The organism is Rhodanobacter sp. T12-5 (assembly GCF_008329435.1).
GTDB lineage: Bacteria > Pseudomonadota > Gammaproteobacteria > Xanthomonadales > Rhodanobacteraceae > Rhodanobacter.
In genome coordinates this window covers 588,495-607,904 of sequence record NZ_NPKN01000002.1, presented here as the reverse complement: position 1 = coordinate 607,904, position 19,410 = coordinate 588,495, and the positions used below count along the sequence as shown (strand labels likewise).

Below are 19,410 nucleotides of genomic sequence, written 5' to 3'. Positions count from 1 at the left end.
ATGTCCGGGGGCGAAGCGGTGACGAAAGAACGGGTATTGCTGGCAGGTTGCGGTGACCTTGGCCTGCGGGTGGCACAGCGCTTGCTCGCGCGTGGCGACGAGGTGTGGGCGCTGCGACGTCATCCACCGATGCTGGACCATGGCAGCATTCACTGGCTGTCTGCGGACCTGACCCAACCGGAAAGCTTGCGCAACCTCCCGCGCGGGATCACCCGGCTGGTGTATCTGCCGACGCCGGATCGGCGCGAGCCGGCGGCGTATCGCGCGACCTTCGTGGATGGCCTGCAGCATCTGCTCGGTGCGCTCGGACACCAGTCCTTGCAGCGTGTCTTGCTGGTTTCCTCCAGCGCGGTCTACGGCGAGCAGGGCGGCCATTGGGTGGACGAGCACACGCCGGCCGTGCCGCGCGGATTCAATGGCGCGGTGTTGCTCGAGGCCGAACAACTGCTGGCCGCGCAACCGGTGACCTCGATCGTGTTGCGGCTGGCCGGACTGTACGGACCGGGGCGATTGCAACTGCTCGAACGCCTGCGCGCCGGACGGGCGGCGGTGCCGCGCACCCTGCCGCACTGGGCCAATCGCATTCATGTCGACGATGCCGCGGCGGCGATCGTGCATTTGCTCGCGCTGCCCCAGCCGCAGTCGCTGTACCTGGGCGTGGACAACACACCGTTGCGGCTCGATGTGTTGTACGACCATCTCACTGGTTTGCTCGGCATCCCGCCGGTTGCCGAAGGTTCGGCGCCAGCCGGGGTCGGCAGCAAGCGCCTCAGCCACGCGCGGTTGTGTGCCAGCGGTTTCGTGCCGCAATGGCCGGATGCGCGTGCGGGCTATGCGGCGCTGCTCGATGCCGAATCACCCACCCCTTCAACCACGGTTCGGGAGAACTGAAATGGCCAACTCCGTTTCGCACCACCAGGTCAGCACCACCAACGAGATTGCGGGCTGCCGGATCGTGCGCTCGCTGGGGATCGTGCGCGGCATCACGGTGCGTTCGCGCAGCGTGGTCGGCAACATTGGCGCTGCGTTGCAGACCCTGGTCGGCGGCAATATCTCGATCTATACCGAGCTGTGCGAAAGGTCGCGCGAAGAAGCGTTCGAGCTCATGCTGCAACACGCGGCCGCGATGGGCGCGAATGCCGTGGTGGCGATGCGCTACGACGCCAACGAGGTGGCGCAGGGAGTCACCGAGGTGCTCGCCTACGGCACGGCCGTGCAGGTCGAATCGTCAACGTGACGTGATTTTGCAGTGCGGCTTGTCCTTGTGCGCCGCGGCGGGGCAGACTCGGGCTTCGGAACGGGGAGGCGCAGCGTGCCGCTCGCACGACTTGAAGGAGATTGACGCCATGTCGGTAGCCAAGGTCATCGAAATCAACGCCTCGTCCGCCAAGAGTATGGAGGACGCCGTGCAACACGGCCTGCGCAAGGCCGCAGAGTCGGTGAAGAACATCAAGGGCGCCTGGGTCAACGAGATAAAGGTGGTCACGTCGGACGACGGCACGGTGACGGAATGGCGGGTCAACATGAAGGTCAGCTTCGTCGTCGATTGACCATAGGAACGGGGAACAAAAGCTGGAGACCCCGAGGACCGGGCTGTGCGACGCTCTTGCCGTTCCCCGTTCCCCGTTCCCCGTTCCCCGTTCCCCGATCAACCGTGACTGAGCCCAGTCACATGACGATCGTCGTCGTACTCCACGCAGGTGTCGGCCAATGCCGGCAGCGTCGCCAAGGCATGTCGACTGAGGCGTTCGAAATGGGCCAGGAAACGCTCCATGGCCGTCGCGTCCATGGCCAACGGCGCATGCCGCGCCAGCAGGTCCTGCTCCTGTTCGCCACGCCAGCGGCGCACGATGGCCCAGTTCGGCGCCTGCAGCACGATCAGCGCATCGAACTTGCGCCATAAAGGCTGGTAGCCGCGCAATTGCTTGTTGACCCAGTGACGCCAGCTGCCATCGGGGTCCTCGCGGGCTTCCAGTTCGTTGATCGGCGTGGCCAGCGCGGCCTGCAGTTGCGGCCGCACGCCAAGGGCCCAACCCTCGACGATGACCAGCTTCGGCGGCCGCGTGACGCGCGGCCAGCGCGACGGCGAAAAGCGGGTATCGCGGCCCTTGTTGAAGCGTGGGTGTGTCACCGGCAATTTGTCCGAGGCATTCGGCAGGGCGGCCAGCACCGACATCAGCAGTTCGATCTCGTGTGTACCCGGGACGCCGCGGGTGCGCAGCAGCGGATGGACATCGCGGGCCAGTGCCTCGCGGTCGCTGCGGGCGTAATAGAAGTCATCCAGCGAGAGCACCTCGGTAGCCCAGCCGCGTGCCTCGGCCTGGGCCTTCATCACCCGCGCCAGGGTGCTCTTGCCGCTGCCTTGCAGGCCGGACAGGCCCAGGATGTAAGGGCGTCGCGAGCGGGCGATGCGCCCGGCGTACTGGTCGAGAAGATGACCTGCGAGCGCTTCGTTCTGCATGTCGGCGTGGGACATCATCCTAAGGCCACCGTCGATCCGGGAGGGATTTTGGCCAATGGCCGGCCGGGTCGGGCGGATGCGCTTGCGGAGCCGTCGTGGGCGTCTTCACATCCGGCGACCGAGAATGCCATCGCCAGGCTTGCTGAAGTGCTACGGGATGAATGGGGCATTGCACTATCATCGGTCAGGTTCATCCGCGCCATGATGGCGCGAGTCGGCCACGATGCAAAAGGAAAGTTTCAAACACCATGCTCAACTCCGAGATTCTGGACACCTTCCTGCACCTGCTGGATGAAGCCAAGGCCAGCGGCGACCGCGAGCCGACAGCCATGAACCTGGCCACCGTCGATGCTTCCGGCCGGGTTGCCTCGCGCATCGTGCTGCTCAAGGGCGCTGACGAGCGCGGCTTCCGTTTCCACACCAATTACCAGAGCGACAAGGGCAGCCAGCTCGAAGCCCATCCGCAGGTGGCGCTGTGCTTCCACTGGAAGCAGTTGCGCGATGGCGTGCAGGTACGGGTGGAAGGGGCCGCGCGCAAATTGCAGGACGAGGAATCGGATGCCTATTTCGCCAGCCGTGCGCGGCAGAGCCAGATCGGTGCATGGGCTTCGCTGCAGTCGCAGACCTTGCCCGATCGCGACACGTTCGAGCAGCGGGTGGCGCGCTATGAAGCGGAATTCGACGGTCGTGAAGTGACCCGACCGCCGCATTGGGGCGGCTACGTGGTGGAGCCGGACATGCTGGAATTCTGGTACGGCGCCGAGTTCCGCCTGCATGAGCGGGTACGCTGGAGCCGCCACGGCCAGACCTGGACCAGTCGGATGTTGTATCCATGACCCGTCCGCTGCCCGCCGAGCATGTGGCGCAGGGCGGCTTCGTCGTGCACACGCGCGGCCGCGGCTTCAGCGACATCACCGCGCAGGTGGCCGATGCCGCGGCCAGCAGCCATGTGCAGGTTGGCCTGGCTCATATTTTCACCGCGCATACCAGTTGCTCGTTGCTGCTTGGCGAAAATGCCGATCCCGGCGTGCGCGACGATCTGGAGCGCTGGTTCGCCCGCGTGGTGCCTGATGGCGACCCGCTGTTCGAACACGATGCGGAAGGCCCCGATGACATGCCTGCGCACATCCGCTCGATCCTCACCGGCGTAAGCCTCACCGTACCGGTGCATGGCGGCAAATTGTTGCTGGGTACCTGGCAAGGCATTTATCTCTGGGAGCATCGCCTGGATCCGCATCAGCGCAAGGTCACGGTAACCGTGCTGGGCCACTGAGCGCATGAACGACCAAGCGGCGCGGGGACCCCGCTCGACCGACCACTTTCCTCGACGCATCGTCTGCCTCACCGAGGAGCCGACCGAGGTGCTGTACGCGCTCGGCGAGGAGGCGCGCATCGTCGGCATTTCCGGTTTCACCGTGCGCCCGCCGCGGGCACGCAAGGAAAAGCCGAAGGTCTCCGCCTTCACCAGCGCCAAGATCGGCGAGATCCTCAAGCTCGAGCCCGATCTGGCGATCGGCTTTTCCGACATCCAGGCCGATATCGCGCGCGAGCTGATCAAGGCAGGCGTCGAGGTGTGGATCAGCAATCATCGCAGCGTCGACGGCATCCTCGCTTATATCCGCCGGCTCGGTGCGATGGTGGGCGCGCATGAAAAGGCCGAGGTTTACGCGCAGCGCGCCGAGCAGCACATCGCCGACATTCGCGTTGCCGTTGCGCAATTGCCGCGGCGGCCGAAGGTGTATTTCGAGGAGTGGGACGAGCCGATCATCACCGGCATTCGCTGGGTTGCCGAGGTCATCGGCATCGCCGGCGGCGACGACTGCTTCCCCGAACTGGCCCGCGAGCCACTGGCGAAGCAGCGCATCCTGCCGAATGGCGATGAGGTGGTGCGGCGCGCGCCGGACATCATCCTCGGCTCATGGTGCGGCAAGCGCTTCCGGCCGGAGAAGGTGGCGGCACGGCCGGGGTGGGACACCATTCCCGCGGTGCTCCAGGGCGAATTGCACGAGATCAAGTCGCCGATCATTTTGCAGCCTGGACCGGCGGCGTTGTTCGACGGGCTGGATGAAATCCATCGAATCATCACCGAGTGGGCGCTGCGCTGAGCTTTTGGTTTTCGGGGTCTCTTGTGAGAGATTCTTTTTTTGAAGCAAGAGCTTTCGTCCTCCTACGGAGGGCGAGTTACTTCTCTTTTGCTTGTCCAAAAGAGAAGCAACCAAGAGAAAACGACACCCCGCTTGGCGCTTGCCGGGCAGGAGGCCCGGCAAGCGCCAAGCGGGGTGTCGTTTTCTCTTTGGTTATCTTTCTCTTTACTCCGGGCATCCTGCCCTCCGCCCTTCGGGCCAGCTTCGCTGTTCGTGCACGCATCCTGCGTGCACGTGGCCACGCAAAGAGAAAGTAGCTCGGCCTCCGCAGGAGGACGAAAGCTCTTTGCCCTGAAACAACAGAGGCGTGGAATTGCAGCCACCGCCCCCACAAAGAAGCTCAGCCGCCCATTGCCAACCGTGCCCCCAGGTCAATCAACGGCGCGGCAATCAACAGGCGGGCGAGCAGCAGCACGATCATCACCGCCATCGGCGCGAAGTCGATCTGGCCGGCGATCAGCTTGCCGTGCAGTGGGCGCATCAGCGGCGCGACCAGTGCGCTGGTCAGGCGCAGCAGCGGATGGCGCTGGTCGGCGGCGAACATGCTCAGCAGCGACCAGCCGAAGATCAGCACCAGATAGAACAGCAGCGCGAAGTCGAGAAGTTCGGCCAGTGACAACACCAGCAGGCCGGGCAGTTGCGCCATCACGCCGAGCAGGGCGAACAGCAGCAGGCGCTTCAAGAGCATCGCCAGCCATGCCAGCAACAGGGCGGCCAGGTTGATCCGTCGCCAGTTCGGCAACACCCGACGGATCGGTGCCAGCACCGGGTTGGTGTAACGGTAGACGAACTGGCTCAGCGGGTTGTGGAAATCCGCGCGGCAGGCTTCGGCCGCCGTGCGCAGCAGCAGCAGCACGATGATGGCGTCGAACGCCAATCCGATCAGCATGGACAGTGCATTCAGCAGATAGCTCACGACAGTTTGTCCAGTTCGGCGGCGAGTTCGACGCCGCGTCGGGTGGCTGCATCCACGGCGTTGGCCACGATGCGCGGGAGTCGGTCGGTACTGAAGCTTTCCAATGCGGCCTGGGTGGTGCCATGCGGCGAGGTGACGCGCTGGCGCAGCACGGCAGGGTCTTCGCCGCCTTCGGTGAGCATGCGGCCGGCACCGAGGCAGGTCTGCGCGGCCAGCGCGCGGGCGGTGTCGCGTGGCAGGCCCTGGGCGACGGCGGCGGCTTCCAGTGCCTCGACCAGGGCGAAGAAGTACGCCGGACCGGAGCCGGACAGTGCGGTGACCGTGTCCATCAGCGCCTCGTCTTCGATCCAGCGGGTGATCCCGGCGGCGTCCAGGATGTGTTGCGCCTGGGCCTTCTGGGACGGGCTGACCCGGTTGTTCGCGCAAAGGCCGGTAGCACCGGCACCGATCAGCGCGGGGGTGTTCGGCATGCAGCGCACGATCGGCAGGCCGCTGCCGAACCAGCGTTCCAGCTGGTTCAGCCGTACGCCGGCGGCGATCGATATCAACAGCGGGCGATTGCGTTGCAGGGTGTCGCGCAGTTCGGCGTGGATCGCCGGCATGATCTGCGGTTTGACCGCCAGCAGGATCACTTCGGCATCTGCCACGGCGAGCCGGTTCTCGGCATAGCAGGCCACGCCGAATTCGCGACCGAGCGTCTGGCGCGCTTCGGCCATGGGTTCGGCCACGCTGATCGTGGCCGGGGCGACGCCGGTTTTCAGCAAGCCACCGATGAGGCTGCGCGCCATGTTGCCGCCGCCAATGAAGGCAAGTCGTGTCATGCAGGGTTCCTTCTGGTCCGGGACGCTACCTTACCGGAGTCGGCGCTTTCACGAGAAAGTCTGTTGCCGGGAGAGCCCGCGAACGCAACCGCCGGCGCGAGTATGCAAACCGGGTCGACAGTTTGCGCTTCGCCCACGGAAAAGACTGGTAGCACAGCCGGTTGCGCGAGTAGTATCGACGCGGCTACAGGGGGAGTCGGATGGTCAGTTCGGGTGGTTTCGTGGTGTGTGCGCCCAGCGTCGCACCGCGCCTGCAAGGCTCGCCGGTCCTTCGTTGTGGCATCAATCCATGCATCCGGACGATCGGTTGAGGGGAACGATAGATGGACATTGCCGAACTGCTCGCCTTCTCGGTGAAAAACAAGGCCTCGGACTTGCATTTGTCCGCCGGGCTGCCGCCCATGATCCGCGTCGACGGCGACGTGCGCCGCATCAATATTCCCGCGCTTGAACACAAGCAGGTGCATTCGCTGATCTACGACATCATGTCGGACAAGCAGCGGCGCGATTACGAAGAGTTCTACGAAACCGATTTCTCGTTCGAGATTCCCGGGCTGGCGCGTTTCCGCGTCAATGCCTTCACCCAGAATCGCGGCGCCGGCGCCGTATTCCGCACGATTCCCTCCGAGGTGCTGACGCTGGAGGACCTCGGTTGTCCGCGCATCTTCAAGGAGCTGATCGAGCAGCCGCAGGGCCTGATCCTGGTGACCGGGCCGACCGGCTCGGGCAAGTCGACCACGCTGGCGGCGATGGTCGACCACATCAACAAGAACGAATACGGCCACTTCCTCACCATCGAGGATCCGATCGAATTCGTGCATACCTCGCAGAAGTGCCTGGTCAACCAGCGAGAGATCCATCGCGACACCCTCGGCTTCAACGAGGCGCTGCGTTCGGCATTGCGCGAGGATCCGGACTACATCCTTGTCGGCGAGTTGCGCGACCTGGAAACCATCCGCCTCGCGCTGACCGCGGCGGAGACCGGCCATCTGGTGTTCGCCACCGTGCACACGAGTTCGGCGGCCAAGACGATCGACCGCATCATCGACGTGTTCCCCGCCGGCGAAAAACCGATGGTGCGCTCGATGCTGTCCGAGTCGCTGCGCGCGGTGATTTCGCAGTCGCTGCTGAAGAAGGTCGGCGGCGGGCGCATCGCGGCGCACGAGATCATGGTCGGCATCCCGGCGATCCGCAACCTGATCCGCGAGGACAAGGTGGCGCAGATGTATTCGTCGATCCAGACCGGCCAGCAGTTCGGCATGCAGACGTTGGACCAGTGCCTGCAGGATCTGGTCAAGCGCGGTGTCGTCAGCCGCCAGCAGGCATCCAGCTACGCGAAGAACAAGGACACCTTCAAGTGAAGCCGGGAATCGGGAATGGGCAATGGGCAATGCCTGAAAAGCGTGGGACGGAGCGTTGCTCCGGCTTGAACACCCATCTCCCCAGCGACCGATTTGCAAGATGCGCCGATTCCCGATTCCCCATTCTCGATTCCCGGGACTAGAGCCATGAGCGACTTCGATTTCACCTCGTTCCTGAAACTGATGGTGCACAAGAAGGCGTCCGACCTGTTCATCACGGCGGGCGTCGCCCCTTCGATGAAGGTGCAGGGCAGGATCGTGCCGATCACGCAGAGTCCGCTCAGCGTGCAGCAGTCGCGCGACATGGTGCTCAACGTGATGACGCCGGGCCAGCGCGAGGAATTCGAGAAGACCCACGAGTGCCAGTTCGCGATCTCCGCGCAGGGCGTGGGGCGTTTTCGCGTCTCGTGTTTCTACCAGCGCAATTGCGTGGGCATGGTGCTGCGCCGGATCGAGTCGAAGATCCCGACCATCGAGGAACTGACCCTGCCGCCGGTGATCAAGCAGCTGGCGATGACCAAGCGCGGCATCATCGTCTTCGTCGGCGGCACCGGCACCGGCAAATCCACCTCGCTGGCGTCGATGGTGGGTTACCGCAACCAGAATTCGACCGGCCACATCATCACGATCGAGGATCCGATCGAGTACGTGCACAAGCACGAGGGCTGCATCATCACCCAGCGCGAGCTGGGCATCGACACGGACAGCTGGGACAACGCGCTGAAGAATACCCTGCGCCAGGCGCCGGACGTGATCATGATCGGCGAGGTGCGCACGCGCGAGACGATGGAGCATGCGATCAACTTCTCCGAAACCGGCCACCTGTGCCTGTGCACGCTGCATGCGAACAACGCCAACCAGGCGATGGACCGCATCCTGCATTTCTTCCCGGAGGATCGCCGCCAGCAGTTGCTGATGGACCTGTCGTTGAACCTGAAGGGCATCGTGGCGCAGATGTTGATTCCCACCCCCGACGGCAAGGCGCGCCGGGTCGCAGTGGAGGTGCTGCTGGGCACGCCGCTGGTGCAGGACTACATCCGCCAGGGCGAGATCCACAAGCTCAAGGAAGTGATGAAGGAGTCGACACTGCTCGGCATGAAGACCTTCGACCAGAGCCTGGTCGAGCTCTATCACGCCGGGGAGATCAGCTACGAAGACGCACTGCGCCACGCCGACAGCTCCAACGAGGTGCGCCTGCGCATCAAGCTGGCGCAGGGCGGCGACGCGCACACGCTGTCGCAGGGGCTGGACGGCGTGGAACTGGAGGAAACGCAGAACACGCAGAATTTCGGCGGCGGTTCCAATCTGCTCAATCGCTGAGGCGGGTCTGGCATTGCAAACGAAGAAGGAGCCCGGCGGGCTCCTTCTTCGTTTGCAATGGGCAGTTTGCCGATCAGTGGGACATGCCCGCACCCACGACCAATCTGCTCGCGTCGACGCTCTTGACGCCCTTGACCTTCATGGCCACCCTTACGGCCCGTTTCTTTTCGGCTGCGGTGGCGACGTTGCCGGTCAGGGTGACTACGCCATCGCTGGTCGACACCGAGATGTCGGTCGCTTCGACGCCCTTGGTGGTGCCGAACTCGGATTTGACCTTGGTGGTGATCCAGGCATCGGCTGCCTTGTCCGGCACGGTCTGGTTGTCGGACGATTTCTCCATCTGGGCGCTGGCTTCCTGGGCGAAGGTCTGGCTGAAGGGAACTGCCGCAAAGGCGACCATCAGGCCGGTGGCGAACAGGCTGGTGCGGATCATCGAGTGGGTGCGCATTGGCGATCTCCTTGCTGAGTGAAAGTCTGTCGTCACGGACAGGCGGATACCGTTTTGCCGGTTTCCGTGGCGCCATGGCATCAGCCGGGCCGTGAAAAGCGTGTCGGCAGGCTGCGTACCGGTTCAGCGAGCGATTACCTATGCGAAGAGCAAGTTACAACCGTGTTCGGTTGGCGTTGGCCGGCGTGAATCCGGCGCAAGAAAAAGGCCGGGACGCCGCAGCGCCCCGGCCTTTCTTGCCGGACTTATTTCAGAACAGTCTCGCTGGTGATCACCATGCCGTCCTTGTCGACGTGCATCTCGGCATCGATGCTGTCCACGCGTTCGGCCTGGGATTTCATCGCGGCCAGTTGCGCCTTGGAGCGCGCCGCATTCGCGGCGGCCAGCGTCGCGCTGTCGTCGCTGTCGACGCCATCGATCGACGGTTCGTCGCTCTTGCTGATCGCGGCGGTGGCGGCAGCCAGACTGTCGACCTTCTGCTCCATAAGCTGCAGCCACTGCAGGTACATGGCGCCGCTGAGGTGCATGCGCGTCATGCGTCCGGCATCGCCGGTGGCGGACTTCAGCGTTTCGACCAGCTTGGCGTCCTCGCCGGGGCCGACCCCGAGCGCGAGTGCCTTGTCGCTCAAGGCGAGCCATGCCGGCTGTCCGATCATGTTGACCATGTCCTTCGGCAGCGGCAGTGGCGCGCCGTTGTCGACGGGCTTCAGCTTGGCCAGCGCGGGGACCATCATTTGACCCATGGCGAGCAGGCCGACGGGGTTGTTGGAACCCAACACGATGCGTCCGCTGAACGAAGGCAGGCTGGACTGCCCGGGCGCCAGCGTGTCAAGCGCGATACGCAGGCCTAGCATGTCGCCGAATGGCGGGATGGCGGCTTTCTGCATCGCCGGGCCAAGCTTGGCGAAGCCGTCGTTGAGGTCGGTCAGCGCCGGGCAGGTGAACGGCTTGGCTACAACGGCATCGGCCTGCGCCATCCAGAACGTGCGCAACTGCGCGACCGGCAGTGCAATGCTCAGGTCGAACGGCGCGGTGCCGGGGCTGCCCAGTCCCGGCAGCTCCACCTTGAGGTCGGCGAATGCCTTGCTGATGTCATCGGCCAGGGACACGTCGAAACGCGCGTTCTGATGTTTGGCGTCGAGTCGCGTATAGCCGAAGCTCATCGACGGGACGCGTGCGGCAATACGGCCGGCTTCGCTCACGCAGCTGGGCGAGGTTTGCAACTGGTTGGCCACCGGCTCGCCGGTCTTGGCCGACTCGGCTTCGGCGTGCGCCTTGAGGATCGCGCTGAACAACGGATCCTTGCCGCCCAGGGCCAATGGCAGGGCGCGGGTCAGGTCAAGGTCGCCGACCAGCCACTTCTGATAATCCTTGGCCTTGGCCAAGGCCACGAGGCGACCGTCGTCCTGCAGGCTCTTCTGCGGGCGATCCAGGCCCAGCGCCTGACGCAGCAGGGCGGGTGAAACGTTGGCCGGCAGCAGCGCAGCCACGGCCTGCTTGCCGACCGTCGCCAGGATCAGCTCGGTGCCCGAGGCGGCGAACGCATATTTGCGATAGCTCTGCTTGTCCACGTTGGCGACGTCGAGCTTCTTGCCGTAGGCGGTTTCCAGCCGGCCGATGAAACCCTCGAACGCGCCCGGATCGCTCAGTTCGACGCGCATGACCGGTGCCAGGCCCAGGCCGTAGAGCGCGGAATGGCCTTTGAGGTCGAGTCCCGCACTCTGCGCGAAAGCTTCGACGGTCTTTCCGCTGAACTCTGCCGCCAGCGCGTGCATGAGGCGTGCGCCATCGGGATCCTTCGCCGCCATGCGGTCGGCGGCGGCGTTGAGCTGCGCCACCTGCGACGGCAACTGCGCATCAGCCTGCGCAAGCAGGGCTGCGCGGGTGCTGTCGTCCAGCACGTCCAGGTTGGCCACGACGTACGGTGTGTCCGCAGGTACGAAAGCCAGCGGTGCATCCTTGTCCTTGTGTCCGCAGGCCGCCAGCAAGATGCCGGCCAGGCCGAGCGCGACAAATCGCGTCGTCGATCGCATGTTGATCCCCAGAAGTGGTGAATGGTGCGTGGCTGATTATGCCCGCTTGCGCAGTGCGGCGCTGCGACGACGGCTGCTCGCCAACCCGCTGTCCGGGCGGGCAGGGCGGGCGACATGCTCAGCGGGCGAGTACTTCGTCGAGCACGGCCATGCGCACGAACACGCCATTGCCAACCTGTTCGAGAATGCGCGACTGCGCGCCATCGGCAACGTCCGACGCAATTTCGATGCCGCGGTTGAGCGGGCCCGGATGCATCACCAGGCAGCCGTGGCCGGCCAGTGCAAGGCGTCGGCGGTCCAGGCCATAGCGATTGAAATAGGCAGCCTCGTCCGGCAGGTCGGTGGACTCCATGCGCTCCTTTTGCAGCCGCAGCATGATGATCGCGTCCACGCCGCCGATGGCCTTGTCGAAATCGTCGAAGTGGCGCGCTTGCGGAAATTCGTCCGTCGCCGGCATCAGCGCGGCCGGGCCGCACAGCCTGATTTCCTTCACGCCCAGCGTGCTGAGCGCATGAATGTCCGATCGCGCGACCCGCGAATGCTTGATGTCGCCGCAGATCGCCACCGTGAGCTTCTCGAAGTCCGGTCGGTGCTGGCGGATCGTCAGGGCGTCCAGCAACCCCTGGGTGGGATGGGCGCGATTGCCGTCGCCGGCGTTGATCACCGACACGCCGCTCATCGCATGGCGCACCAGTTCGTCCGGCGTGCCCGACTGCTTGTGGCGCACGATGATCGCGTCGAGGTGCATCGCCTCCAGCGTATGCAAGGTGTCATACAACTCCTCGCCCTTGCTGGTGGAGGAGAAGCCGATGTCGAAGTTGACTACGTCGGCGCCAAGCCGCCGTGCTGCCAGTTCGAACGAGGTGCGGGTGCGGGTGGATGGCTCGAAAAACAGGTTCAGTACGGTGCGGCCGGCCAGTACGTTGATCTTGCGGGTGCCGTGGGCGCAGGCGTCGCGCAGCGATTCGGCGCGATCGAGCAGGCGCTCGAGGGTTTCGCGTGGGAGATGTTCCAGGGTGGTGAAGTGGCGCAGGCGAGGGCTCATGACGGCAGCTCTGAAGTTGGCTGAGGGATGCGGTGGATTCAGTAGTCGACGGTGTCGGGCCTAGGCCCCGCTCAACCAGTGTTCGAGGATCACTGCGGCCGCTTCGGCATCGATGCTTGCGGCATCGTGGCGGCGCTTGAGTCCGGCTGCGCGGGCGGCGGCAAATCGTCGGGCGGCTTCCTGCGAACTGTGTCGCTCATCGACCAGCACGACAGGAAGTTCGTAGCGTTGCTGCAATTGGGCGGCAAAGTGGCGGGCTCGCCGGCTGGCCGGCTGTTCGGCGCCATCCAGGGTCAGTGGCAGGCCCACAACCAGGGTGTTCGGCAGCCATTCCTGACGTACCGCGTCCAGGCGGGTCCAGTCCGGCTCGCCGTCGTGTACCGCGATCGTGGTCAGTGCCCGCGCGCTGGCGGTGAAGGTATTGCCGATGGCCAGGCCGGTCAGCCGGGAACCGACGTCGAAGCCGAACACGCAGCTCATGCGTGACCTGCATAACCGGACAATTGGCGCGGGTCGATCCCGACCAGTCCGGCGGCGGCGCTCCAGCGCTCCTCCAGTGGGGTGTCGAACACCACGCGACCGCAGGCCTCGGCGGTGAGCCATGCGTTTGCCATCAGTTCCTGTTCCAGCTGGCCGGCATCCCAGCCGGCGTAACCGAGGGCCATGATCGCCTGGCGTGGCCCTTCGCCGCCTGCCATCGCGACCAGGATGTCGCGCGAGGTGGTGACCGACCAGTCATTGTTGATGCGATAGCTGGATTCCCAGTCGCCGGCTTCGCGATGCAGCACGAAGCCGCGTTCCTGTTGCACCGGGCCGCCGATCAACACCGGCGCGTCGCCGAGTTCGCTGTCCATGCAGTCGAGCTTCATCTGCGCCAGCACGTCGCCGAACCGGTACTCGGACAACTGGTTCACCAGCAGGCCGACCGCACCATCCTCGTCGTGCTGGCACAGCAGCGCCACGCTGCGCGCGAACGGCGGCGCGGCCAGGTTCGGCATGGCGATCAGAAAATGCCCGGTGAGAATGTTCGGCGTCGTCGTGCTCATGGGCCACATTGTAAGCCCGGCAGGTGCCGCTCCGTGCGAACGCCGGATGACGACGCTTATCTGTTGCGCAGGATATCACCCGGCAGGAATTGCCAGGTGCGGGTGATGTACAGCTCGTCGACGTTGGCGTCCTTCGGCAACGGCGGAAACGGCGCCGCCAGCCGCACGATGCGTTCGGCGGCGGCGTCGAGCAGCGGTTGGCCGGAGCTCTTGATCACCGTGACCACCTTGATGCTGCCGTCGCGGTTGAGGCCGACGGTAAGCAGCACGTCGCCATACAGCTTCTGCCGGCGTGCCTGCTCCGGGTAATTGAGGTTGCCGATCCGTTGCACCCGGTCCGACCAGCCACGCATGTAGCTGGCGTACACGTATTCCCGGGTATTCGCCGAGATGAACTTTTTCTTCGGCCGCTTGGCCAGCGCTTCGGTCTGGTTGCGCAGTTCGGCCGCCAGCTGGGCGATCGCCTGCTGGCGCTTCAGCTCGTCCGCAGTCGGTGTCTGTTCCTGCGGGTCGATTTCGCTCTGCGCGGTGTCGCTGGCGACGCTGAAACGGCTCGCGCCGGTCGTCGTGACCATACGGGTCGGAGTGGCCTCGCGCGGTTTGGGCGTGGTTGCTTCGACCGGCCTGGCGGCAATGCCGGGATCGGGCTTGGGCAGCGCACCGGAGAACATCTGCGACGGCCGTGCGGCATGCTCGCTCCGGCCGCCGCCGCTGTTGTTGGCCTGCGCCAGGAAATCCGCCTTGTCCGGCGCCTCCCGGTTGGCCACGTTGACCAGGGTCACGTCGAGGGTGGGCAGGCTGGGGCCGGTCGTGGCGAAATGAAACGTGATGCCCAGCAACAGCACGCCGTGCAGCAACAGCGAGAACAGCAAAGTGGCGCCGATCGGCTCCGGACGGGTGGCGGCGATGGCGGTGGTACTCACGCGTTGCGATTTCCAGTGGCGCGCCGCTCGATGACATCGAACAGCTGACCGGCAATGTTAAGCCCGAACTGGGCATCCAGTTCGCGCACGCAGGTCGGGGATGTGACGTTGATCTCGGTCAGGTAGTCACCGATCACGTCCAGCCCGGTGAAAAGCAGGCCACGTCGGCGCAGCTCCGGCGCCACCTGGGCCACGATCCAGCGGTCCCGCTCGGACAGCGGCACGCCTTCGCCGCGCCCGCCGGCGGCGAGGTTGCCGCGGAACTCGTCGCCCTGCGGGATGCGTGCCAGCGCGTATGGCACGGGTTCGCCGTCGACCACCAGAATGCGCTTGTCGCCAGCGCGGATTTCCGGGATGTATTTCTGTGCGATCGCCATTTGCCGTCCCGCACCGTGGGCGTCGCCGCCGAGCAGGGTTTCCAGCATCGAGTTGAGGTTGCTGTCGCCGGCCCTGACCCGGAAAATGCCGCGCCCGCCCATGCCGTCCAGCGGCTTCAACACCACCTCGCCGTGTTCGGCGGTGAACCGGCGCAGCTCGCCGGCATCGCGGGAAACCAGGGTGGGCGCAATGCAGGACGGGAAGGCCAGCGCGAACAGCTTCTCGTTGCAGTCGCGCAAGGCCTGCGGATTGTTGATCACGGTGACCCCGCCACGCTGGGCTGCTTCCAGCACCATCGTGTCATAGATGAACTGCGCATCGACGGGCGGGTCCTTGCGCATCAGCACGACGTCGAGCTCACGCAGGTCGCGCCATTGCTTCTGGCCCAGCGTGTACCAGTCGCGTGGATCCTCGCGCACTTCCAGCGTGGCCATCCGCGCCCACGGCACGCCATCGCGCAGGGCCAGGTCGCCCTGTTCGAAATAATGCAGCGCATGTCCGCGGCGCCGGGCTTCCAGCAGCATCGCGAAGCTGGTGTCCTTGGCTATCTTGATCGCGCCGATGGGATCCATCAGCACGCCGACCGACAGGGTCATCGTGGTTCTCCGTGGTTTGGCCTGCCGGTGTCACGCCGGGCAGGCATGCGGAAGGGGATGGTCGCCGAGTCGATTGACGACGACAAGGCCGGCATGAGACGCAATGGTCGCAAAAGGCCACATGATGCCACTGCACGGCACCCGTCACGCAGCGAGCGGCAATCGGGCTATTATCGCTTGACAGTCTTGGCGGGCAGGCAGTAAACAACAAGGCTTGGGGCGCCAGTCGTAGAGCGGGCGCCGTCTGGCGGGTCTTCGCAATTTTTTACATGTGCATCCGGGGCATGGTTAGTGCATGTCCGTATGCCTATCCTGAGCTCGGGCGAGCCGCAGGGGGAGCAAGTGAATTTGAACGTGAGCTCTAACGACTTGGCTGGTCTCAAGGTCATGGTGATCGATGACTCGAAGACCATCCGCCGCACGGCGGAAACCCTGCTGAAGAAAGAGGGCTGCGAGGTATTGACGGCGGTGGACGGATTCGAGGCGCTGGCCAAGATCTCCGATCAGAAGCCGGCGATCATCTTCGTCGACATCATGATGCCGCGGCTGGATGGTTATCAGACCTGCGCGCTGATCAAGAACAATCCCCTGTTCCGGGCCACACCGGTCATCATGCTGAGTTCGAAAGACGGCCTTTTCGACAAGGCCCGCGGCCGCATCGTGGGTGCCGAGCAGTATCTGACCAAGCCGTTCACGCGGGACGAGCTGCTCGGTGCCATCCATCGCCACGTCAGTCTGGTATCGAACCACTGACTGCAGATTCTGAGGGGGACCTGTGGCCACTATTCTCATCATCGACGACTCGCCTACCGACGTGCGCGTGTTCACCACGCTGCTCGAACGGGCGGGTTATCAAGTCATCGCCGTCAGCAGTGCGGAAGAGGGCATCGAGCGCGTTCGCGCCGATCTGCCCGATCTGGTGATCATGGACGTGATCATGCCCGGCATGAACGGGTTCCAGGCGACCCGCACGCTGACGCGTGATCCCGTCACCAAGGCGGTCCCGATCGTCATGATCACCACCAAGTCCATGGAGACGGACCGCGTATGGGGGCTGCGCCAGGGCGCCCGCGCTTTCATCACCAAGCCGGTGAACGAAAAAGAGCTGCTTTCCTGCATCACCGATCTGTTGCCGAGCGCGACATGAACCAATCCGTCAACCGCACCCCCTTCGAGATCCTGGCCCGGTACGAGCGCCTGTCGCTGGCGCACGCCTCGGATACCCAGGACAAGCTTGAAGCGCCCGGCCTGTGGCGCGGCATCGGTTTTCGTGTCGGTTCGCGCCTGCTGGTCAGCGGCATCGATGAAATCAACGAGCTGCTGGCCGTGCCGGCACTTACCTCGGTGCCTGGAACCCAGCCATGGCTGCTCGGTGTGGCCAATGTGCGCGGCAATCTGGTGCCGGTAGTCGACTTTGCCCGTTTCCTGTTCGGCGAGCGCACACAGCACTCCGACCGTACCCGCCTGCTGGTGGTGCGGCAGGGTGGCGGCAACGTGGCGTTGCTCGTGGACGAAGTGTTCGGTCAGCGGACGGTGGATGAGGAGCAGCGGCGTGAAGCCGAGCGCGAGGAAGACCCACGGCTGGCCCGGTTCGTTGACCACCGGGTGGGCGAGCAACAGCTGGCGATGTTCAGCATGAGCCGACTGGTACGCGCACCGGATTTCCGCCAGGCCGCGGCCTGATACGACAAAGATCACAGCTATTGAAGGGCCGGCGCCCATGGTGGCCGGAAACTTGGGGCAATCATTCCCTGGCCGGTACCGCTCCACGATGCGGGCCCGGCAACGCAACAGACGGACGAGGTGAACATGAGCACTACAGGGGGCGTCAGCCGGGAACGGGGTTACACCGTACTCATTGTCCTGCTGCTGATCGCGATTGGTTTTGCGGCGCTGGATTTCTTCCTGCTCAACCAGAAGAACGGCGAGGATCGCCAGGCGATCGCGCTGACCACGCAGATCCAGGTGCTGTCACAGCAGACGGCAAAGTCCGCGCTGGAATCGGCTGATGGCAATGCCGATTCCTTCAAGGAGCTGGAATCGAATCGCAACTCGATCGACTCGGCCGTGCGGCGACTGGAGAAGGGCGACCCGCAGAGTGGCATGCAGCCGTATGCCGACAACAACCTCACGCCTGCAGGCCGTGCCGTCACCGCGCTGACCAATTCGTGGAAACAGCTGGACGGCGACATCAGCAAGATCCTCTCCAACAAGGCGGTCGTGCTTGATTCGGGACGGCGCGCCGACACCTTGTCGCAGCAGATTCCGTTGCTCAACTCGAGCATGGAGCAGGTGGTCAACATCCTGCAGCAGCGCAACGGCAGCTCCGAGCAGATGCTGGGAACCTCCCGTCAAATGCTGTCCGCTGACCGCATCATCCGCCGCGTGCAGGAAGTGCTGCAGGGCGGCGATACCGCGCAGTCGGCGGCTGACGGCCTGTCGCGTGACGCGCAGTTGTACGGCAGCGTGCTGCAAGGCCTGATCGAGGGCAACCCCGACAGCGGCGTGAAGCCGATCAACGACGCCAACGCGCGCAAGATACTCACCGACATGGACGCCAGCTGGACCAAGCTGGCCGATCCGGTCGCCAAGCTCGTCGCTGCCGCCGGCAACATCGCCGACGTGAAGCGCGCCGGCAACCAGGCCTCGCTCGATTCGCAAACCGTGCTGCTGCGCGCCAACGACCTGTCCGAGCAGATCGGCAAACTGCCATTGCGGCGACTGTTTCCGAACGTGTGGTGGGGCCTGTTCGGCGCCATCGGCGCGGTGGCGTTCGCCCTGCTGCTGGTGATCACCCTGGTCGGCGACCAGCGTCGCCGGTTTGCCAGCAGTGCCGAGCTGAACCAGCGCAACCAGGAGGCGATCATGCGCCTGCTGGACGAAATGGGTTCGCTCGCCGAAGGTGACCTGACCGTCAAGACCACCGTGTCCGAGGACATCACCGGCGCGATCGCCGACTCGGTGAACTACGCCATCGACGAGCTGCGATCCCTGGTGACCACCATCAACGAGACCTCCGAGCAGGTGTCGTCATCGGCGCAGGAAACCCAGACCACCGCCCGCAACCTGGCCGACGCGGCTGAGCAGCAGGCACAGCAGATCAGTTCGGCGACCTCGGCGATCAACCAGATCGTGAGCTCGATGGACATCGTGTCGAAGGACTCCGCCGAGTCGGCCGACGTGGCCGAGCGCTCGGTGAAGATCGCCTCGCACGGTGCCGAAGTGGTACGCGAGACGATCTCCGGCATGGACTCCATCCGCGACCAGATCCAGGAGACATCCAAGCGCATCAAGCGGCTGGGTGAATCCTCGCAGGAGATCGGCTCGATCGTTGAACTGATCAACGACATCGCCGAGCAGACCAACATCCTCGCGCTCAATGCGGCGATCCAGGCGGCATCGGCCGGTGAGGCGGGCCGCGGTTTCGCGGTGGTGGCGGACGAAGTGCAGCGACTGGCTGAACGTTCGACCAGCGCGACCAAGCGTATCGAGACGCTGGTGCAGACGATTCAGTCCGATACCAACGAAGCGGTGAACTCGATGGAGCAGACCACCGCCGAGGTGGTCGCCGGTGCGAGGCTGGCAGAGGACGCCGGCAGTGCGCTGGGCGACATCGAGCGGGTTTCGCACGATCTGTCGGCACTGATCCAGAGCATCTCGACCGCGGCGCGGGTGCAGTCCGCGGCGGCCACGGATGTCTCGCATTCGATGAACGCGATTCAGGAAATTACCTCGCAAACCTCGCAGGGTGCGAGCCAGACGGCCGACTCGATCGGTACGCTGGCCCAACTGGCGAGTGATCTGCGTCGCTCGGTGGCGCATTTCAAGCTGCCGGGTTGACATCGGCCGGGCTGATGTCAGCCCGATTGAGACAAGCACAAGACAGGGGGCAGTCTCGCTGGTTGCTGGATGCAGGCA

Annotated in this window: 22 protein-coding genes; 12 read left to right on the top strand and 10 right to left on the bottom strand. The window is 64.7% G+C overall.

Features of this window, described 5'->3' with window-relative positions; all coding sequences use genetic code 11:
- From CIW53_RS06920 to CIW53_RS06910, 3 genes are all read left to right on the top strand, one after another.
- Positions 1–891, top strand: a complete 891-nt coding sequence (locus CIW53_RS06920; RefSeq protein WP_149363944.1) for an NAD-dependent epimerase/dehydratase family protein — start codon at positions 1–3, stop codon at positions 889–891.
- A gap of 1 nt (position 892) precedes the next feature.
- Positions 893–1,237, top strand: coding sequence for a YbjQ family protein (locus CIW53_RS06915; RefSeq protein ID WP_149363943.1), 345 nt, complete (start codon positions 893–895; stop codon positions 1,235–1,237).
- 109 nt (positions 1,238–1,346) lie between these two features.
- Positions 1,347–1,550, top strand: coding sequence for a dodecin family protein (locus CIW53_RS06910; protein ID WP_149363942.1), 204 nt, complete (start codon positions 1,347–1,349; stop codon positions 1,548–1,550).
- Positions 1,551–1,648: 98 nt separating this feature from the next.
- Here CIW53_RS06910 and CIW53_RS06905 read toward each other — a convergent pair whose 3' ends face one another.
- Positions 1,649–2,479 (bottom strand): kinase, encoded by an 831-nt coding sequence (locus CIW53_RS06905; RefSeq protein WP_149363941.1) that lies wholly within the window; start codon positions 2,477–2,479, stop codon positions 1,649–1,651.
- Positions 2,480–2,709: 230 nt separating this feature from the next.
- Between CIW53_RS06905 and pdxH the strand changes: the two genes are divergently transcribed.
- Genes pdxH through CIW53_RS06890 form a run of 3 tightly spaced genes read left to right on the top strand, consistent with a single transcriptional unit; the run spans position 2,710 to position 4,566 of the window.
- Complete coding sequence (gene pdxH, locus CIW53_RS06900; RefSeq protein WP_242451799.1) at positions 2,710–3,297, top strand: pyridoxamine 5'-phosphate oxidase; 588 nt, start codon at positions 2,710–2,712, stop codon at positions 3,295–3,297.
- Entirely contained in the window at positions 3,294–3,734 is a 441-nt protein-coding gene (locus tag CIW53_RS06895; protein ID WP_149363939.1) for a secondary thiamine-phosphate synthase enzyme YjbQ, read from the top strand. Before pdxH ends, CIW53_RS06895 begins: the two co-directional genes overlap by 4 nt.
- A 4-nt stretch (positions 3,735–3,738) precedes the next feature.
- Entirely contained in the window at positions 3,739–4,566 is an 828-nt protein-coding gene (locus CIW53_RS06890; protein ID WP_149363938.1) for a cobalamin-binding protein, read from the top strand.
- Positions 4,567–4,945: 379 nt separating this feature from the next.
- On the opposite strand, the gene CIW53_RS06885 is transcribed toward CIW53_RS06890, so the two are convergent.
- Positions 4,946–5,521, bottom strand: coding sequence for a YggT family protein (locus CIW53_RS06885; RefSeq protein ID WP_149363937.1), 576 nt, complete (start codon positions 5,519–5,521; stop codon positions 4,946–4,948).
- Positions 5,518–6,342 (bottom strand): pyrroline-5-carboxylate reductase, encoded by an 825-nt coding sequence (gene proC, locus CIW53_RS06880; RefSeq protein WP_149363936.1) that lies wholly within the window; start codon positions 6,340–6,342, stop codon positions 5,518–5,520. The genes CIW53_RS06885 and proC overlap by 4 nt, the downstream gene beginning before the upstream one ends.
- A 323-nt stretch (positions 6,343–6,665) precedes the next feature.
- On the opposite strand from proC, the gene CIW53_RS06875 reads away from it, so the two are divergent.
- Complete coding sequence (locus tag CIW53_RS06875; RefSeq protein WP_149363935.1) at positions 6,666–7,703, top strand: type IV pilus twitching motility protein PilT; 1,038 nt, start codon at positions 6,666–6,668, stop codon at positions 7,701–7,703.
- Between the two features lie 147 nt (positions 7,704–7,850).
- A complete protein-coding gene (locus CIW53_RS06870) occupies positions 7,851–9,023 on the top strand; it encodes a PilT/PilU family type 4a pilus ATPase (protein ID WP_149363934.1) in 1,173 nt (390 codons plus the stop codon).
- Between the two features lie 73 nt (positions 9,024–9,096).
- Here CIW53_RS06870 and CIW53_RS06865 read toward each other — a convergent pair whose 3' ends face one another.
- The 7 genes from CIW53_RS06865 to gshB form a co-directional block, all read right to left on the bottom strand.
- Positions 9,097–9,471 carry a BON domain-containing protein gene (locus CIW53_RS06865; RefSeq protein WP_149363933.1) on the bottom strand — a complete coding sequence of 125 codons (375 nt, stop codon included), beginning with the start codon at positions 9,469–9,471 and terminating at the stop codon, positions 9,097–9,099.
- Positions 9,472–9,716: 245 nt separating this feature from the next.
- Positions 9,717–11,504, bottom strand: a complete 1,788-nt coding sequence (locus CIW53_RS06860; RefSeq protein ID WP_149363932.1) for a hypothetical protein — start codon at positions 11,502–11,504, stop codon at positions 9,717–9,719.
- A 118-nt stretch (positions 11,505–11,622) separates the two neighbouring features.
- On the bottom strand, positions 11,623–12,549 hold the full coding sequence (locus CIW53_RS06855) for an aspartate carbamoyltransferase catalytic subunit (protein WP_149363931.1): 927 nt from the start codon (positions 12,547–12,549) through the stop codon (positions 11,623–11,625).
- Positions 12,550–12,609: 60 nt separating this feature from the next.
- On the bottom strand, positions 12,610–13,029 hold the full coding sequence (gene ruvX / locus CIW53_RS06850) for a Holliday junction resolvase RuvX (protein ID WP_149363930.1): 420 nt from the start codon (positions 13,027–13,029) through the stop codon (positions 12,610–12,612).
- The gene (locus tag CIW53_RS06845) at positions 13,026–13,595 is read right to left on the bottom strand and encodes a YqgE/AlgH family protein (RefSeq protein ID WP_149363929.1); all 570 of its coding nucleotides are present in this window, start codon (positions 13,593–13,595) and stop codon (positions 13,026–13,028) included. The genes ruvX and CIW53_RS06845 overlap by 4 nt, the downstream gene beginning before the upstream one ends.
- A 56-nt stretch (positions 13,596–13,651) precedes the next feature.
- A complete protein-coding gene (locus CIW53_RS06840; protein WP_149363928.1) occupies positions 13,652–14,518 on the bottom strand; it encodes an energy transducer TonB in 867 nt (288 codons plus the stop codon).
- Positions 14,515–15,492, bottom strand: coding sequence for a glutathione synthase (gene gshB, locus CIW53_RS06835; RefSeq protein ID WP_149363927.1), 978 nt, complete (start codon positions 15,490–15,492; stop codon positions 14,515–14,517). The genes CIW53_RS06840 and gshB overlap by 4 nt, the downstream gene beginning before the upstream one ends.
- A 342-nt stretch (positions 15,493–15,834) precedes the next feature.
- Here gshB and pilG point away from each other — a divergent pair, with 342 nt between their 5' ends.
- The 4 genes from pilG to CIW53_RS06815 all read left to right on the top strand — a co-directional run bounded on the left by pilG (position 15,835) and on the right by CIW53_RS06815 (position 19,332).
- Positions 15,835–16,245: a twitching motility response regulator PilG gene (gene pilG, locus CIW53_RS06830; protein ID WP_277949627.1), complete on the top strand. Its 411-nt coding sequence runs from the start codon at positions 15,835–15,837 to the stop codon at positions 16,243–16,245.
- 22 nt (positions 16,246–16,267) lie between these two features.
- Entirely contained in the window at positions 16,268–16,639 is a 372-nt protein-coding gene (locus CIW53_RS06825) for a response regulator (RefSeq protein WP_149363925.1), read from the top strand.
- Positions 16,636–17,175 carry a chemotaxis protein CheW gene (locus tag CIW53_RS06820; protein WP_149363924.1) on the top strand — a complete coding sequence of 180 codons (540 nt, stop codon included), beginning with the start codon at positions 16,636–16,638 and terminating at the stop codon, positions 17,173–17,175. Before CIW53_RS06825 ends, CIW53_RS06820 begins: the two co-directional genes overlap by 4 nt.
- 126 nt (positions 17,176–17,301) lie before the next feature.
- The gene (locus CIW53_RS06815; protein ID WP_149363923.1) at positions 17,302–19,332 is read left to right on the top strand and encodes a methyl-accepting chemotaxis protein; all 2,031 of its coding nucleotides are present in this window, start codon (positions 17,302–17,304) and stop codon (positions 19,330–19,332) included.
- The last annotated feature ends 78 nt before the right edge of the window (positions 19,333–19,410 follow it).

Excerpts from the sequence above, each read along its gene's own strand:
- CIW53_RS06895 (WP_149363939.1), top strand. The coding sequence starts at position 3,294 with ATGACCCGTCCGCTGCCCGCCGAGCATGTGGCGCAGGGCGGCTTCGTC.
- CIW53_RS06815 (WP_149363923.1), top strand. The coding sequence starts at position 17,302 with ATGAGCACTACAGGGGGCGTCAGCCGGGAACGGGGTTACACCGTACTC.
- ruvX (WP_149363930.1), bottom strand. The coding sequence starts at position 13,029 with ATGAGCTGCGTGTTCGGCTTCGACGTCGGTTCCCGGCTGACCGGCCTG.
- pdxH (WP_242451799.1), top strand. The coding sequence starts at position 2,710 with ATGCTCAACTCCGAGATTCTGGACACCTTCCTGCACCTGCTGGATGAA.
- CIW53_RS06870 (WP_149363934.1), top strand. The coding sequence starts at position 7,851 with ATGAGCGACTTCGATTTCACCTCGTTCCTGAAACTGATGGTGCACAAG.
- CIW53_RS06875 (WP_149363935.1), top strand. The coding sequence starts at position 6,666 with ATGGACATTGCCGAACTGCTCGCCTTCTCGGTGAAAAACAAGGCCTCG.
- CIW53_RS06865 (WP_149363933.1), bottom strand. The coding sequence starts at position 9,471 with ATGCGCACCCACTCGATGATCCGCACCAGCCTGTTCGCCACCGGCCTG.
- CIW53_RS06910 (WP_149363942.1), top strand. The coding sequence starts at position 1,347 with ATGTCGGTAGCCAAGGTCATCGAAATCAACGCCTCGTCCGCCAAGAGT.
- CIW53_RS06860 (WP_149363932.1), bottom strand. The coding sequence starts at position 11,504 with ATGCGATCGACGACGCGATTTGTCGCGCTCGGCCTGGCCGGCATCTTG.
- CIW53_RS06915 (WP_149363943.1), top strand. The coding sequence starts at position 893 with ATGGCCAACTCCGTTTCGCACCACCAGGTCAGCACCACCAACGAGATT.
- CIW53_RS06855 (WP_149363931.1), bottom strand. The coding sequence starts at position 12,549 with ATGAGCCCTCGCCTGCGCCACTTCACCACCCTGGAACATCTCCCACGC.
- CIW53_RS06890 (WP_149363938.1), top strand. The coding sequence starts at position 3,739 with ATGAACGACCAAGCGGCGCGGGGACCCCGCTCGACCGACCACTTTCCT.
- CIW53_RS06820 (WP_149363924.1), top strand. The coding sequence starts at position 16,636 with ATGAACCAATCCGTCAACCGCACCCCCTTCGAGATCCTGGCCCGGTAC.
- CIW53_RS06845 (WP_149363929.1), bottom strand. The coding sequence starts at position 13,595 with ATGAGCACGACGACGCCGAACATTCTCACCGGGCATTTTCTGATCGCC.
- proC (WP_149363936.1), bottom strand. The coding sequence starts at position 6,342 with ATGACACGACTTGCCTTCATTGGCGGCGGCAACATGGCGCGCAGCCTC.
- CIW53_RS06920 (WP_149363944.1), top strand. The coding sequence starts at position 1 with ATGTCCGGGGGCGAAGCGGTGACGAAAGAACGGGTATTGCTGGCAGGT.
- gshB (WP_149363927.1), bottom strand. The coding sequence starts at position 15,492 with ATGACCCTGTCGGTCGGCGTGCTGATGGATCCCATCGGCGCGATCAAG.
- CIW53_RS06905 (WP_149363941.1), bottom strand. The coding sequence starts at position 2,479 with ATGATGTCCCACGCCGACATGCAGAACGAAGCGCTCGCAGGTCATCTT.